This is a genomic window from Cellulomonas algicola (assembly GCF_019024305.1).
In the GTDB taxonomy this organism is placed as follows: Bacteria; Actinomycetota; Actinomycetes; order Actinomycetales; family Cellulomonadaceae; genus Cellulomonas; species Cellulomonas algicola.
Window position 1 is genome coordinate 210,215 of sequence record NZ_JAHKSJ010000008.1, and the last position, 14,120, is coordinate 224,334.

Genomic DNA, 14,120 nt, shown 5'->3' on the forward strand with positions numbered 1-14,120 from the left:
TCCGGGGGCAGTCCCGGGGCGCCACGGCCTAGCCTGGGGCGGTGACCACCCCACACAGCACCGACGGCGACGACCGACCCACCGCCGGCTTCGCGACCCGCGCCATCCATGCAGGTCAGGACCCCGATCCGACGACGGGTGCCGTCGTCCCGCCGATCTACCAGGTGTCGACGTACAAGCAGGACGGCGTCGGCGGCCTGCGCGGCGGCTACGAGTACTCGCGCTCGGCCAACCCGACGCGGGCGGCGCTCGAGGCCGCGCTCGCCGACCTCGAGCTCGGCGCCGCCGGGTTCGCCTTCGCGTCCGGCCTGGCCGCCGAGGACACGCTGCTGCGCGCCGCGCTGCGACCGGGTGACCACGTGGTCGTCCCCGACGACGCGTACGGCGGCACGTACCGCCTGATCGCGCGCGTGTTCGGGCCCTGGGGGATCGAGCACACACCCGTCGACCTCACCGACGCCGGCGCCGTGTCGGCGGCGATCCAGCCGGGCCGCACCAAGCTCGTGTGGGTCGAGACGCCGACGAACCCGCTGCTCAACGTCGCCGACATCGCCGCGATCTCGGCGCTGGCGCGCGGCGTCGGCGCGCTCCTCGCGGTCGACAACACGTTCGCGACGCCGTACCTGCAGCAGCCGCTCGCGCTCGGTGCCGACGTCGTCGTGCACTCGACGACGAAGTACATCGGCGGGCACTCCGACGTCGTGGGCGGCGCGCTCGTCGTCGCGGACGGCGCACAGCTCCCGGTCGGGCTCGACGGCCCGACCGGCACGACGCACCTCGCCGACGCCGTGGGCTTCCACCAGAACGCGTCCGGCGCGATCGCCGGTCCGTTCGACGCGTGGCTCACGCTGCGCGGCCTGCGCACGCTCGCGGTCCGGATGGACCGGCACGTCGCCAACGCGCAGCGCGTCGCCGAGTTCCTCGCCGCGCACGACGCGGTCACGTCCGTCATCTACCCGGGGCTCGAGTCGCACCCGGGCCACGAGCTCGCCGCGCGCCAGATGCGCGGCGCCGGCGGCATGGTCTCGTTCCGCACCGGCAGCGAGGCGTCGGCGCTCGCGGTGTGCGCGGCGACCGAGGTGTTCACGCTCGCCGAGTCGCTCGGCGGTGTCGAGTCGCTCGTCGAGCACCCCGGGCGCATGACCCACGGGTCCGTCGCGGGCACCGCCCTGGAGGTCCCCGACGACCTCGTCCGGCTGTCCGTGGGCATCGAGGACGCCGACGACCTGATCGCCGACCTCGACCGCGCCCTCGCCGCGGGACGTGGCGCGTGACCCTCGACAAGCCGGCCGCCGCGCAGGAGCCCTCGGTGCTCGGTGCGGCGCCCGCCGCGCTCGCGGCCACCTCCGCGACGCGCCCCGACGCGGACCGCCGTGCGCGCGCCGGCAACGAGTCGGTGCCGCCGTCCGTGCGCGCCGCCGCGTCGTGGTCGTGGCGCCTCCTGCTGATCGGCGCGGCGCTCGCCGTGCTGCTGTGGCTGATCGCGCAGCTCAAGGTCGTCGTCGTCCCCGTCGCGATCGCGCTGCTGCTGACCGTCCTGCTGACGCCGCTCGTCGGCTGGCTGCACCGCCGCCTGCGGCTGCCGCGCGGGGCGGCCGCGGGGCTCGCCGTCGTCGCGCTCGTCGCGGTCGTCGGGACGCTGCTCGGGCTCGCCGGGCGGTCCGTCGTGCGGGGCATCGGCGACCTGTGGTCGCAGGCGTCGCAGGGCGTCGACAAGATCCTCGACTGGCTCGCGACCGGCCCGCTCCAGCTGTCGACCGACGACATGCAGACGTGGGTCGACCGCATCCAGGAGTCCGCGTCGGGCGCGTCGTCGAGCGTGCTGTCCGGCGTGGTGACCGGCGCGACGACCGTCGGGCACGTCCTGGCCGGCGCGATCATCGCGCTGTTCTGCACGTTCTTCTTCCTGCTCGACGGCCGCACCATCTGGGCGTGGGTCGTCGGGCTCCTGCCGCGCGGCTCGCGCGAGCACGTGCACCAGGCCGCCCGACGCGGCGTCGTCACGCTCGGCGCCTACACGCGCACCCAGATCCTCGTGGCCGCGGTCGACGCGATCGGCATCGGCGTCGGTGCGGCGATCCTCGGCCTCCCGCTCGCGCTCCCGCTCGCGATCCTCGTGTTCCTCGGGTCGTTCGTGCCGATCGTCGGCGCCGTCGTCACCGGGTCCATCGCGGTGCTCGTCGCGCTCGTCGCGCAGGGACCCGGCGCCGCGCTGATCATGCTCGCGATCGTCCTCGGCGTGCAGCAGCTCGAGGGGCACGTGCTGCAGCCGTTCCTCATGGGTCACGCCGTGTCGCTGCACCCCGTCGCGGTGCTGCTGTCGGTCGCGGCCGGCTCGTTCGTCGCGGGCATCGTCGGCGCGCTGTTCGCGGTGCCGATCGCGGCCGTCCTCAACACCGTCGTGCTCTACCTGCACGGGCACGACAAGTTCCCGCAGCTCGGCACGCACGACCACGTCCCCGTGCGTGGACGCGGTCACCCCGTGCTCGACCGGGCCGTCGCGCAGGTCGCCGAGCGCGAGTCGGAGCGCGACGCGACCGAGCGGACCGACGAGGAGCTCGGCGCGGGCGAGGCGACCGGCGAGGACGAGGCCGCGACCGTCCAGGGAGCCGACGACCCGCCCGTCCAGCGAGCCGACGACCGGCCCGGCCGTGGTGCGACGGCCGACGGCGGGACGCGGTGAGCCTCGACGTCGCCGCGGCCGCACGCCTGCTCGACGGCGTCGCCGAGCGCACGCCCGTGCAGCGCAGCCGCGCCGTCAGCCAGGTCGCCGGTGCGGAGGTCTGGCTCAAGTGCGAGAACCTCCAGCGCGCCGGGTCGTTCAAGATCCGCGGCGCCTACACGCGCATGGCACGCCTGACCGACGAGGAGCGCGCGCGGGGCGTCGTCGCGGCGTCGGCGGGCAACCACGCGCAGGGCGTCGCGCTCGCGGCCCGCATCCTCGGCATCGAGGCCTACGTCTACATGCCCGTCGACGCGGCGCTGCCGAAGATCGCGGCGACGCGCGACTACGGCGCGCACGTCGAACTGGTCGGGACGTCCGTCGACGAGGCCCTCGTGCACGCGCGCGAGCACGCCGAGCGCACGGGCGCCGTCCTCGTGCACCCGTTCGACCACCCCGACGTCGTCGCCGGGCAGGGGACCATCGCGCTCGAGATCGCGGAGCAGGTGCCCGACGTCGCGACCGTCGTCGTGCCCGTCGGGGGCGGCGGGCTCGCGGCGGGCGTCGTCGAGGCCCTCGCGCAGGTCCGCCCCGACGTGCGGGTCGTCGGCGTGCAGGCCGCCCGCGCCGCCGCGTACCCCGCGTCGCTCGCGGTGCACCACCCGGTGCCGGCCCCCGAGCTGCGGACCATGGCGGACGGCATCGCGGTCGGGCTCCCCGGCGGTGTGCCGTTCGAGGTGCTCGACCGGCACCACCTCGAGGTCCGCACGGTCTCCGAGGAGGACATCTCCCGGGCCGTGCTGCTCGTCGCGGAGCGCGCCAAGCTGCTCGTCGAGCCGTCGGGGGCCGTCGCCGTCGCGGCGCTCATGGCGGCACCCGGCACGTTCGAGGGTCCGGTCGTGGCGATCCTGTCCGGCGGCAACATCGACCCGCAGGTGCTCCTGCACGTCGTCCGGCACGGCCTCGCGTCGGCCGGGCGGTTCCTCGCGCTGCGCGTCCGGATCGACGACCGGCCGGGTGCGCTCGCGTCGCTGCTCCAGGACATCGCGGAGGCCGGCGGGAACGTCATGCACCTCACGCACGCCCGCACGGGGTCCGACCTGGCGTTCGACCAGGTCACCGTCTCGGCGCAGGTCGAGACGAAGGGGCCTGAGCACTGCGCGCAGGTCATGGCGCACCTGCGGGCGACGGGCTACCAGGTCCAGGGGGACTGAGCCACCGCGCACGGGCCGAGCCGCCGAGCGTCGCCGGCCCGTGTCGGCCGGCGCCGCTCCCCGAACGCCGACGCGGCGCCCCCTCAGCAGGGGAGCGCCGCGTCGAGGACCGTCGAGGTCAGGCGTCGAAGGGCTTCGCGCCGAGGATCTTGACCGGGATCTCGTTCCCGTTCGGGGCGGCGTACGACGTCGTGTCGCCCACCTTGGTGCCGTTGATCGCGGCGCCCAGCGGCGACGTCGGCGAGAACACGTCGATGTCCGCGGTCCCGGCGATCTCGCGCGAGCCCAGCAGGAACACCATCTCGTCGCCCGCGACCTCGGCGGTCACGACCATGCCGGGCTCGACGACGCCGTCGTCGGGCGGCGTGCCGATCTGGACGTTGCGGAGCTTGGCCTCGAGCTCGCGGATGCGGGCCTCCTGCTTCGCCTGCTCCTCGCGCGCGGCGTGGTAGCCGCCGTTCTCCTTGAGGTCGCCCTCGTCGCGGGCCGCGGCGATGCGCGCGGTGATCTCGTTCCGACCCTCGCCCTTGAGGCGGTCGAGCTCGGCCGAGAGCCGGTCGTAGGCCTCCTGCGTCAGCCACGTGGCCGCAGTCGTGTCGGTCACGATCGCTCCTTCCATGCATGCGTGCCGGTCGGTGACCGGCGGTTCGCCCCGGGGTGCCGCGCCGAGGTCGGCACGCACGTCGTGAGGCACGGTGATGAGGTGCACGCCGTTCCCACTCGGTCGCGTCGACCAGCGGTCACGCCGGACCGGGGCGGCGTGTGAAACGACCAGGATAGCGCACGGGGTCGGTCCGCCCGGTGCGGACCACTGCGGTGACGCTCGGTCGACCGGCTCGGAGGACCCGCTCGGCCGACGAGTCGGACGGCCGCTCGGACGACAGGCTCAGTCGATCGGCGTGCAGCCCGCCACGACGCCCGACACGGCGAGCTCGGCGGTCTGCACGGTGACCGTGACCCGCTGCGTCGCGGTGTCCGCGGGCCCGACCTCGACCGACCGCACGCCGACCTGCGCATACGACTCCGACAGCGCCTGCACCTGGCACGTGACGGTCGCGTCCCGGTCCTTGGTGACCTCGAACGTGACCTGCGTGGACGTCGGGCCGTCGACGCGGAACCCGACGTCCTTCCACTGCACCGGCTCGCGCACCACGCCGATGCCCACCCACGCGAGCACCACGACCGCGACCAGCACGAGCGCACCGAGCCCGACGCGTCGGAGCGTGGTCGACCGGGACGTAGGCTCGGGTCCGTAGCGCCCGGCGGGCGGGCGCACGGCGGGGGACTGGCTCACAGGGCTCCTCGGCGACGGGACGGGCGGGGGCAGCGCGCGTCGTGTGCGCGATCATTGTCCCTCGTCCCCCCGCACGTCCCGAACGGAGGCCTCGCGTGACCGGAGAGCGGCTGCGCCTGATGGCGGTGCACGCCCACCCTGACGACGAGTCGAGCAAGGGCGCCGCCACGACCGCGATGTACGCGGCGCACGGCGTCGACGTGCTCGTCGTGACGTGCACGGGCGGGGAGCGCGGCGACGTGCTCAACCCGTCGTACGGCGAGGTCGAGGGCGGCATCGAGGGCATGCGGGCGGTGCGGACGGCGGAGATGGCCGCGGCCGCGGAGGCGCTCGGCGTCCGCCAGCACTGGCTGGGCTTCGTCGACTCGGGGCTGCCCGAGGGCGACCCGCTGCCGCCGCTCCCGGAGGGGTGCTTCGCGCTGCAGCCGCTCGAGGTCGCCTCGGCGCCGCTCGTCGAGCTGGTCCGCGAGTTCCGGCCGCACGTGATCACGACGTACGACCCGTCGGGCGGCTACCCGCACCCCGACCACATCATGTGCCACCGCGTCGCGTACGAGGCGTACCACGCGGCGGGCGACCCGGAGCGCTACCGCGACCGTGGCGAGCCCTGGACGCCGCTCAAGCTGTACTACAACCACGGGTTCTCGATGAAGCGCATGCGGGCGATGCACGACGCGCTCGTCGCGGCTGGCCGGGAGTCGCCGTTCGGCGACTGGATCGACTCGCGGCAGGCGCGCGAGATCCCCGAGCGCACCGCGACGACGTTCGTGCCGGTCGCGGACTTCTTCCCGCAGCGTGACGCCGCGCTGCGCGCGCACGCGACCCAGATCGACCCCGACGGCTTCTTCTTCGCGATCCCGCGCGAGATCGAGCTCGCGCAGTGGCCGACCGAGGAGTACGAGCTCGCGCACTCGCACGTGCCGACGACGACGCCCGAGGACGACCTGTTCGCGGGCATCGCGCGGGTGGTGGGCGCGTGAGCGCGGTCGTGGCGCTGCTCGCGGCGGCGCCGAGCCCGTCGCCGAGCGACGTCGAGCTCACCGCACCCGGCGGCGGGTCGCCGGGGTTCCTCGGCTTCGTCGTGACGTTCCTGCTCGCCGTGGCGGCGATCGGGCTGTTCCTGTCGCTGACCAAGCAGCTGCGCAAGGTCGACCGGCGCGCCAAGCAGCTCGGGCTCGACGACGACGGGACCGGCGACGGGACCGGCGACGACACGACGGCCCGGGGTGACGGCGGCGCGACCGACGCGCCGGACGCGTCCGACCGCCCGGACGGGCCGGGCGCCACGGGCGGCGGCCGGTGAGCACGCGGCCGGAGCCGCCGCTCCGACCGGCGGTGCGCGTGACGGTCGCGCAGGTCGCCGTCAGCGACGACCACGCGGCGAACCGCGAGATGGTCCGCGACGCGTTCGCGACCGCCGAGCGGGCGCGCGCCGACCTGCTGGTGCTGCCCGAGTACGCGTCGGGCTTCCAGCCGCACGGCGTCGGGCCGGAGCACGCCGAGCCGCTCGACGGGCCCTTCGTGCGGCTGCTGCGCGAGCGGGCCACGGCGTCGGGCGTCGCGGTGGTCGCGGGTACGACGCTGCCCGGGACCGACGCGCGCGCGGTCAACGCGGTCGTGGCCGTCGACGGCACCGGCGACCTCGTCGGCGTCTACCGCAAGGTGCACCTGTACGACGCGTTCGGCCACCGCGAGTCCGAGCGGCTCGAGGCCGGGCCGGCCGACGCGCCGCCGCTCGTGCTCGACGTCGCGGGACTCCGGTTCGGGGTGCTGACCTGCTACGACCTGCGGTTCCCCGAGTCGTCGCGGCGCCTGGTCGACGCGGGTGCGCAGGTGCTGGTCTACCCGGCCGCGTGGGCGGCGGGCGAGCTCAAGGCGTGGCACTGGCGGTCGCTCGCGGTCGCCCGCGCGATCGAGAACACCGCGGCCGTGGTCGCCGTCGGGCAGGCGGGCAAGGGCGTCACCGGACGGTCGCTCGTGGTGGGTCCCGACGGCGTCGTCGGGCTCGAGCTGGACGAGGCTCCGGACGTGCGCACGGTCGACGTCGACGGTGCGCTGCTCGCGCAGGTGCGCGAGACGAACCCGTCGCTGGCCAACCGCCGCTACGCGGTGGTCCCGCGCGACTGACCGCCCGCCGCGGCGGCCGCGGGCTGCGCGCCGGACGGGTCCGACGGGCCCGGCGTGGGCGTCATGCGGACCCGTACGACGCGATCGACACCGCGACGTAGTGGCACGTGTACCCGACGACGGTCAGCGTGTGGAACACCTCGTGGAACCCGAACCACCGCGGGCTGGGGTTGGGTCGCTTGAGCCCGTAGACGACGGCGCCCGCGGTGTACGCGAGACCGCCGGCGGCCACGAGCCAGACGATCGCGGGACCGCCGGACCGCCAGAACTGCGGCAGGAACGCGACCGCGACCCAGCCGAGCGCGACGTACACGGGCACGTAGACCCAGCGCGGCGCGCCCAGCCACAGGACGCGGGCGAGCAGGCCGAGGAGCGCGCCGGACCACACGATGATCAGCAGGATGCGCGCGGTCTGCTCGGGCAGCAGGAGCACCGCGAGGGGCGTGTACGTGCCCGCGATGATGAGGAAGATGTTCGTGTGGTCGAGCCGCCGCAGGATGCCCTGCACGCGCGGGGACCAGCGCCCGCGGTGGTAGACGGCGCTGGTGCCGAAGAGCATGACCGCGGTGAGCCCGAACACGGCCGTGGACCACTTCGCGGCCGGGGTGGGGGAGAGGACGACGAGCACGATCGACGCCACGAGGACGAGCGGCGCGACCCCTGCGTGGATCCACCCGCGCAGCTTGGGCTTGATCGCGTCGGCCACCTGGCCGACCGCACCGGGGAGCCCGGAGGGCTGCGCGGAGGTGGAGCTCATCGGCGGTCTCGCTTCCGTCGTCCGACGTAACCTACGAGCCCGTAGGTTACGACACCGTAGGTAGCGCTGTCGACGCGCCCGACGTCGCGTCCATCCTGTCCGATCCGTCTCCTGCGCACACGACGGACGGGTACCGTGAGCGGGTTCCCGCCGTCGCCCGCCAAGGAGAGGTCCGCGTGCGCCTGCCCCACCCGGTGTACTCGCTGTACGAGAAGCGACTCGCCGCCTCGCTGCCACGCGACCGGGCACCCCGCCACGTCGGCGTCATCCTCGACGGCAACCGCCGCTGGGCGCGCAGCATGGGCGAGTCCACGCGGCACGGGCACCAGGCGGGCGCCGCCAAGATCGCCGACCTGCTGGGCTGGAGCGAGGACGTCGGCGTCGAGGTCGTCACGCTCTGGATGCTGTCGACCGACAACCTCAACCGCCCCGCCGACGAGCTCGAGCCGCTGCTCGACGTCATCGAGCACGCCGTCCGTGACCTCGCTGCCGCGGGGCGCTGGCGCCTGCAGGCCGTCGGGTCGCTCGGCCTGCTCCCCGCGAGCACCGCGGCCGCGCTGCGGGAGGCCGAGGCCGCCACCGCGCACGTCGACGGCCTGCACGTCAACGTCGCCGTCGGCTACGGCGGCCGGCACGAGATCGCGGACGCCGTCCGCTCGTTCCTGCGGGAGCACGCCGAGGCCGGCACGAGCGTCGACGAGCTGGCCGAGCAGTTCGACGTCGAGCACATCGCCGAGCGCCTCTACACCAAGGGCCAGCCCGACCCCGACCTCGTCATCCGCACGTCGGGCGAGCAGCGGCTCGGCGGGTTCCTGCTGTGGCAGTCGGTCCACTCGGAGTTCTACTTCTGCGAGGCGTACTGGCCGGACTTCCGACGCGTCGACTTCCTGCGCGCGGTCCGCTCCTACGCGGCCCGGGAGCGCCGGCTCGGCCGCTGAGCCCCAGGCTGATGCCTCGGACAACTGTCCGGGTGCGCGACCCGGGCGGTCGGACGAAGATGGAGGCCGGTCCGGAGCAGCGCGCTGCGGGCCGATGGCGCGCAGCGCAGGGGGGTGCCGTCGATGCCGGTCCATGTCCTGAAGGTGTCCACACGTCAGCCGGACGTCGCGTACTCGGTCCTCAAGGACCTGTACTGCCCCCACCAGCGCCTGACGCTCGCCACCGCCTCGCCGACCTTCCTGTGCGACCTCCGGGCGACGAACGCCGGTGACCTCGGCGCGGACACCGTGCGCCTCTCGACCGGCGTGCAGTGCACGGTCGCGCCCGTCGACTACCTGCTCGTGACGACCGGCGTCGTGGGCACCGGGCGCTACGACGTGGGCGGCGACGAGGTCCGCATCGGGGCCGGGTCGGTGTTCCGGTTCCCCGACGACGACCCGCTGACCGCCACCTGGGACGGCATCGAGCTGCTCGTGCTGCGGCTGCCGCGGTCGGTGGTCGGGCGGGTCGCGTCGGAGAGGCTGCCCCTCGACGCGCGCGACGTGCGTTTCGGCGGGCTCGAGCCCGTGTCCGCAGCCGCGGGCCGGGCGTGGGTGCGCCTCGCGCACTTCGTCGCCGGGCAGCTCGCCGACGACGCGCCGAGCGCCGCGAACCCGATCGCCGCCGCCGCGCTCGCGGACCTGGTCGCCGCCGGCGCCCTCGCCACCTTCCCGAACACCACCCTCGACAGCGCGCTCGTGCGCGGGCCCGGGTACGCCGCGCCGTCCACGGTGCGCCGCGCGGTCGCGTTCATCGACGACCACGCGTCGCTGCCCGTCACGGTGACGGACATCGCGCACGCCGCGGGCGTGAGCGCACGCGCGCTCCAGAGCGCGTTCCAGCGGCACCTCGGCGTGACGCCCATGGCGTACCTCCGGCGCGCGCGCCTCGAGGGCGCGCACCGCGACCTCCAGGCGGCCGACCCGACGGCCGGCGACACCGTCGCCGACGTGGCGCTGCGGTGGGGGTTCGTCAAGACCGACCGGTTCGCGGCGGCGTACCGGCAGGCCTTCGGCGTCCCGCCCAGCCGCACGCTGCGCGGGTGAGCGGGTGCGGTCCGCGGGGGAGCGACGTCGTTATGCGGGTGGACGCGTGCGCCCGCCGGGGGCATCCGGACGTCGTGACGACACGGACGGCGGAGGCCACGCGCCGCACCGACCCGACCCGCCGGTGGCGCCCCGGTGAACGATGCGTGACACCGTCGCGTGTCGTGCGTCTCCTGTCGGTGGGCGGGGTTACCTTCCGCGTAGAGGACGGCGACCGCCGTCCCCGGGAGGCCAGCCCATGGAGCATCCGCTCCGGGAGGAGGGTCGGTCCCGGCCCTCACGCACCGGGCCGGCCGCCCCCGTCCCGCCGCCGAACGTCGGCCCCCTCCGCCCGCGCGAGCGGGCTGCCGTCGTGAAGCGTCCGTCTCGGCGCACCTAGCGCCGGAGGGAGCCTGCCGTGGTCAGCACCGCACAGCACACCCCGGGCACGTCGCACGGAACCGAGGCCCCGGACACGTCCGGGCGCATCACCTACGTGCTCGACACCTCGGTGCTCCTGTCCGACCCGCGGGCGATCCTGCGCTTCGCCGAGCACGACGTCGTCCTCCCGGTCGTCGTCATCACCGAGCTCGAGGCCAAGCGGCACCACGCCGAGCTCGGCTACTTCGCCCGCAGCGCGCTGCGCATGCTCGACGACCTGCGCATCAAGCACGGCCGGCTCGACCACCCCCTGCCCATGACCGACCAGGGCGGCACGCTCTGCGTCGAGCTCAACCACACCGACCCGAGCGCCCTGCCCGCGGGCTTCCGGCTCGGCGACAACGACACCCGCATCCTGGCCGTCGCGGCGAACCTGGCCGCCGAGGGCCGCGACGTCACCGTCGTCTCGAAGGACCTGCCCATGCGGGTCAAGGCCTCTGCGGTCGGCCTGCGCGCCGAGGAGTACCGCGCCGAGCTCGCGGTCGACTCCGGCTGGACCGGGATGGACGCGCTCGACCTCACCGAGCAGCAGATGGCCGACCTCTGGGAGCACGAGTCGCTCGCGCTCGCGGACGTCGCCGACTACGACTCGTCGGGCCTCGTCACGGCGCCGCGCGACCTGCCCTGCCACACCGGGCTCGTGCTGCACAGCCCGCGCGGGTCGGCGCTCGGACGCGTCACCGCCGACAAGCACGTGCAGCTCGTCCGCGGCGACCAGGACGTCTTCGGGGTGCACGGCCGCAGCGCCGAGCAGCGCGTCGCGATCGACCTGCTGCTCGACGAGGAGGTCGGCATCGTCTCGCTCGGCGGCCGCGCCGGCACCGGCAAGTCCGCGCTCGCGCTGTGCGCCGGTCTGGAGGCCGTGCTCGAGCGGCGTCAGCACCGCAAGGTCATGGTGTTCCGCCCGCTGTACGCCGTCGGCGGCCAGGAGCTCGGCTACCTGCCCGGCAGCGAGGCCGAGAAGATGAGTCCCTGGGCGCAGGCGGTCTTCGACACGCTCGGCGCGCTGGTGTCGAAGGAGGTCGTCGAGGAGGTCCTGGACCGCGACATCCTCGAGGTGCTGCCGCTCACGCACATCCGCGGGCGCTCGCTGCACGACGCGTTCGTCATCGTCGACGAGGCCCAGTCCCTCGAGCGCAACGTGCTGCTCACCGTGCTGTCGCGCATCGGCCAGTCGTCGCGCGTCGTCCTCACGCACGACGTCGCGCAGCGCGACAACCTGCGCGTCGGGCGGCACGACGGGATCGCCGCCGTGATCGAGGCGCTCAAGGGGCACCCGCTGTTCGCGCACGTGACGCTCACCCGTTCCGAGCGGTCGCCGGTCGCCGCGCTCGTCACGGAGCTGCTGGAGGGCATCGAGGTCTGACCGACGCCCGACCGACCTCCGAGCCACGACGGCCGGCCGCAGCACGACCGCGGCCGGCCGTCGCGTGCGTCGCTGCCCCGGACGGGGGACGTCGCGCGAAGTCACCTGGCGAAACGGCCACGCGTGGTGTCGGGACTCACTACTGTGCGCTCGACCGATGCGGCGCCGACAGCGTCGCCGGCGCCGTCCACCCCTCCAGGAGGCCCTCCCATGACCGCTCCCGTCGCGACCGGCACCAGCCCGAAGCTGCTGCTCCCCACGGTCCTGCTCTGCTTCTTCCTCGGCACGCTCGGTGTGCACCGCTTCTTCGTCGGGAAGATCGGCACCGGCGTCCTCATGCTCGTGACCCTCGGCGGCCTCGGCATCTGGACCCTCATCGACCTCGTGATCCTCATCATCGGCAGGTTCACCGACAAGGAGGGCCGCGTCCTCACGCAGTGGACGTGACCCGCTGAGCACGCACGACGGCCCCCGACCGCGCTGGTCGGGGGCCGTCGTGCTGCCTGGCGCGGTCGTCCGCCCCGGTTCGGGGTCAGCCCTCGACGAGGCGCCCGTCCGCGATCCGCAGCACGCGGTCGGCGAGCGACATCATGAGCGGGTCGTGCGTCGAGACGATCGCCGTCATGCCCTCGGCCTCGACGACGGCCCGCAGCAGCGCCATCACGGCCGTGCCGGTCTCGGTGTCGAGCTGCCCGGTCGGCTCGTCGGCGACCAGCAGGCGCGGCGAGTTCGCGAGGGCGCGGGCGATCGCGACGCGCTGCTGCTGACCGCCCGACATCTCGCCGGGTCGCTGCTGCGCGTGCGAGCCCAGCCCGACGAGGTCGAGCAGCAGCTCGACGCGCGCCTCGCGGTCCGCGGTCGGCAGCTTGCGCAGCCGCAGGGGCACGCCGACGTTCTCCGCCGCCGACAGCACGGGCACGAGCCCGAACGTCTGGAAGACGAACGACACGACGTCGCGCCGCAGCTCGACGAGGCCGCCCTCGTCGAGCGACGACACCTCGCGCCCGTCGACGACCACGCGTCCCTCGTCCGGCTTGTCGAGCCCGCCGATGATGTTGAGGAGCGTCGTCTTGCCGGAGCCCGAGCGTCCGACGAGGGCGACGAGCTCGCCCGGTGCGATCGTGAACGACACGTCCTGGAGCGCGTGCACCGCGGCGCTCCCCGTGCCGTACGTGCGGCCGACGTGCTCGACGCTGACGAGGGGGACGCCGGCCGGTGCGGCGCCGCCCCGGAGGGCCGCGGTCGTGGTGGTCACTGCTGCTCCTCGTGGGCGGGGACGGCGCGGTGGCGACCGGTGCGCGTCGGGGGCTCCTGCGGGCGGTCCGGCGGCAGGCGGTCGGGCCACACGCTCACGTGCGACGACTCGAGCGCGAGCCGGACCTTGCCGACCAGGTCGAGCGCCTCGCGGTACTCGCGGGGGAGCTGGACGCGGCCCGCGCGGTCGAGGACCGCGAACTCCTCGGCGACGACGTGCTCGGTGCCGTCGTCGGCGGTGTGCGTGCGCCGCACGACCTCGGAGCTGGTCCGGCCGTCGCGGATCGCGACGGTGCGCTGCACGTGCTCGCTGACGCTCGAGTCGTGCGTGACGACGACCACGGTCGTGCCGAGCTCGCGGTTCACCGTCCGCAGCCCCTCGAGGACGTCGTGCGACGTGGCGGTGTCGAGCTCGCCGGTCGGCTCGTCGGCGAACAGCACCTGGGGGCTGTTGGCGAGCGCGACTGCGATCGCGACGCGCTGCTGCTCGCCGCCCGACATCTGCGACGGGCGGCGGTCGGCGCAGTAGCCGACGCCGAGCACGTCGAGGAGCTCCGCTGCCCGCGCGCGCCGCACCCGACGCCGCGCACCCGCCAGGGCGAGGGGGAACTCCACGTTCTCCGCCGCGGTCAGGTACGGGACGATGTTGCGGGCCGTCTGCTGCCAGACGAACCCGACCATCGACCGCCGGTACGCGACGCGCTGCTTGGCCGACATCGACATGAGGTCCCACGGCCCGACGCGCACCCGGCCGGCCGTCGGCACGTCGAGGCCCGACAGCACGGACAGCAGCGTCGACTTGCCCGAGCCCGAGGCGCCGACGATCGCGACGAGCTCGCCCTGCTCGACGAGCAGGTCGAGGCCCTGCAGCGCCTGCACCTCGACGCCCTCGGACTGGTAGATGCGGACCAGGGAGTCGCACACGATGAGCGCGTCCTCCCCGAACGCGCCGGTGCGCTGCCGGGCGCGCTCCTCCAGCGTGCCCAGCGTCGGCGCGAGTGC

At 74.6% G+C, this 14,120-nt stretch carries 15 protein-coding genes; 10 read left to right on the plus strand and 5 right to left on the minus strand.

The genetic code is table 11. The features are described 5' to 3' along the window. The first annotated feature begins 41 nt into the window (after nt 1–41). The 3 genes from KOV94_RS08210 to ilvA are packed head-to-tail and all read left to right on the plus strand — an operon-like array spanning nt 42 to nt 3,876. Complete coding sequence (locus KOV94_RS08210; protein WP_162351143.1) at nt 42–1,274, plus strand: cystathionine gamma-synthase; 1,233 nt, start codon at nt 42–44, stop codon at nt 1,272–1,274. After that, nucleotides 1,271–2,683, plus strand: a complete 1,413-nt coding sequence (locus KOV94_RS08215; protein ID WP_443623168.1) for an AI-2E family transporter — start codon at nt 1,271–1,273, stop codon at nt 2,681–2,683. Before KOV94_RS08210 ends, KOV94_RS08215 begins: the two co-directional genes overlap by 4 nt. Then, entirely contained in the window at nt 2,680–3,876 is a 1,197-nt protein-coding gene (gene ilvA, locus KOV94_RS08220) for a threonine ammonia-lyase (protein ID WP_218051779.1), read from the plus strand. The genes KOV94_RS08215 and ilvA overlap by 4 nt, the downstream gene beginning before the upstream one ends. Before the next feature lie 118 nt (nt 3,877–3,994). On the opposite strand, the gene greA is transcribed toward ilvA, so the two are convergent. Further along, nucleotides 3,995–4,480 (minus strand): transcription elongation factor GreA, encoded by a 486-nt coding sequence (gene greA / locus KOV94_RS08225; protein WP_200829719.1) that lies wholly within the window; start codon nt 4,478–4,480, stop codon nt 3,995–3,997. A 282-nt stretch (nt 4,481–4,762) separates the two neighbouring features. Next, nucleotides 4,763–5,170: a DUF4307 domain-containing protein gene (locus KOV94_RS08230; protein ID WP_218051780.1), complete on the minus strand. Its 408-nt coding sequence runs from the start codon at nt 5,168–5,170 to the stop codon at nt 4,763–4,765. A 119-nt stretch (nt 5,171–5,289) separates the two neighbouring features. On the opposite strand from KOV94_RS08230, the gene mca reads away from it, so the two are divergent. The 3 genes from mca to KOV94_RS08245 are packed head-to-tail and all read left to right on the plus strand — an operon-like array spanning nt 5,290 to nt 7,297. Beyond that, nucleotides 5,290–6,150, plus strand: a complete 861-nt coding sequence (gene mca / locus KOV94_RS08235; RefSeq protein ID WP_225916351.1) for a mycothiol conjugate amidase Mca — start codon at nt 5,290–5,292, stop codon at nt 6,148–6,150. Continuing rightward, nucleotides 6,147–6,473: a hypothetical protein gene (locus tag KOV94_RS08240; RefSeq protein ID WP_218051781.1), complete on the plus strand. Its 327-nt coding sequence runs from the start codon at nt 6,147–6,149 to the stop codon at nt 6,471–6,473. The genes mca and KOV94_RS08240 overlap by 4 nt, the downstream gene beginning before the upstream one ends. Further along, the gene (locus KOV94_RS08245; protein WP_218051782.1) at nt 6,470–7,297 is read left to right on the plus strand and encodes a carbon-nitrogen hydrolase family protein; all 828 of its coding nucleotides are present in this window, start codon (nt 6,470–6,472) and stop codon (nt 7,295–7,297) included. Before KOV94_RS08240 ends, KOV94_RS08245 begins: the two co-directional genes overlap by 4 nt. Before the next feature lie 61 nt (nt 7,298–7,358). Here KOV94_RS08245 and trhA read toward each other — a convergent pair whose 3' ends face one another. After that, on the minus strand, nt 7,359–8,054 hold the full coding sequence (trhA, locus tag KOV94_RS08250; protein WP_124343082.1) for a PAQR family membrane homeostasis protein TrhA: 696 nt from the start codon (nt 8,052–8,054) through the stop codon (nt 7,359–7,361). A gap of 176 nt (nt 8,055–8,230) precedes the next feature. Here trhA and KOV94_RS08255 point away from each other — a divergent pair, with 176 nt between their 5' ends. From KOV94_RS08255 to KOV94_RS08270, 4 genes are all read left to right on the plus strand, one after another. Next, a complete protein-coding gene (locus KOV94_RS08255; protein ID WP_124343081.1) occupies nt 8,231–8,992 on the plus strand; it encodes an isoprenyl transferase in 762 nt (253 codons plus the stop codon). 123 nt (nt 8,993–9,115) lie between these two features. Continuing rightward, complete coding sequence (locus KOV94_RS08260; protein WP_218051783.1) at nt 9,116–10,078, plus strand: AraC family transcriptional regulator; 963 nt, start codon at nt 9,116–9,118, stop codon at nt 10,076–10,078. Nucleotides 10,079–10,475: 397 nt separating this feature from the next. After that, nucleotides 10,476–11,864, plus strand: a complete 1,389-nt coding sequence (phoH2, locus tag KOV94_RS08265) for an RNA 5'-3' helicase PhoH2 (protein WP_124343079.1) — start codon at nt 10,476–10,478, stop codon at nt 11,862–11,864. Nucleotides 11,865–12,074: 210 nt separating this feature from the next. Then, nucleotides 12,075–12,311, plus strand: coding sequence for a TM2 domain-containing protein (locus tag KOV94_RS08270; RefSeq protein WP_218051784.1), 237 nt, complete (start codon nt 12,075–12,077; stop codon nt 12,309–12,311). A gap of 85 nt (nt 12,312–12,396) precedes the next feature. Here the strand turns inward: KOV94_RS08270 and KOV94_RS08275 are convergent, their stop codons facing one another. Together KOV94_RS08275 and KOV94_RS08280 are read right to left on the minus strand one after the other, a co-directional pair. Then, nucleotides 12,397–13,119, minus strand: coding sequence for an ABC transporter ATP-binding protein (locus KOV94_RS08275; RefSeq protein ID WP_124343077.1), 723 nt, complete (start codon nt 13,117–13,119; stop codon nt 12,397–12,399). Further along, nucleotides 13,116–14,105, minus strand: coding sequence for an ABC transporter ATP-binding protein (locus KOV94_RS08280; protein WP_200829720.1), 990 nt, complete (start codon nt 14,103–14,105; stop codon nt 13,116–13,118). The genes KOV94_RS08275 and KOV94_RS08280 overlap by 4 nt, the downstream gene beginning before the upstream one ends. Nucleotides 14,106–14,120: the final 15 nt, after the last annotated feature.

What these genes read in the sequence shown, in the direction of transcription:
- mca (WP_225916351.1), top strand. Translation starts at nt 5,290, where the DNA reads ATGGCGGTGCACGCCCACCCTGACGACGAGTCGAGCAAGGGCGCCGCC.
- trhA (WP_124343082.1), bottom strand. Translation starts at nt 8,054, where the DNA reads ATGAGCTCCACCTCCGCGCAGCCCTCCGGGCTCCCCGGTGCGGTCGGC.
- KOV94_RS08260 (WP_218051783.1), top strand. Translation starts at nt 9,116, where the DNA reads ATGCCGGTCCATGTCCTGAAGGTGTCCACACGTCAGCCGGACGTCGCG.
- KOV94_RS08270 (WP_218051784.1), top strand. Translation starts at nt 12,075, where the DNA reads ATGACCGCTCCCGTCGCGACCGGCACCAGCCCGAAGCTGCTGCTCCCC.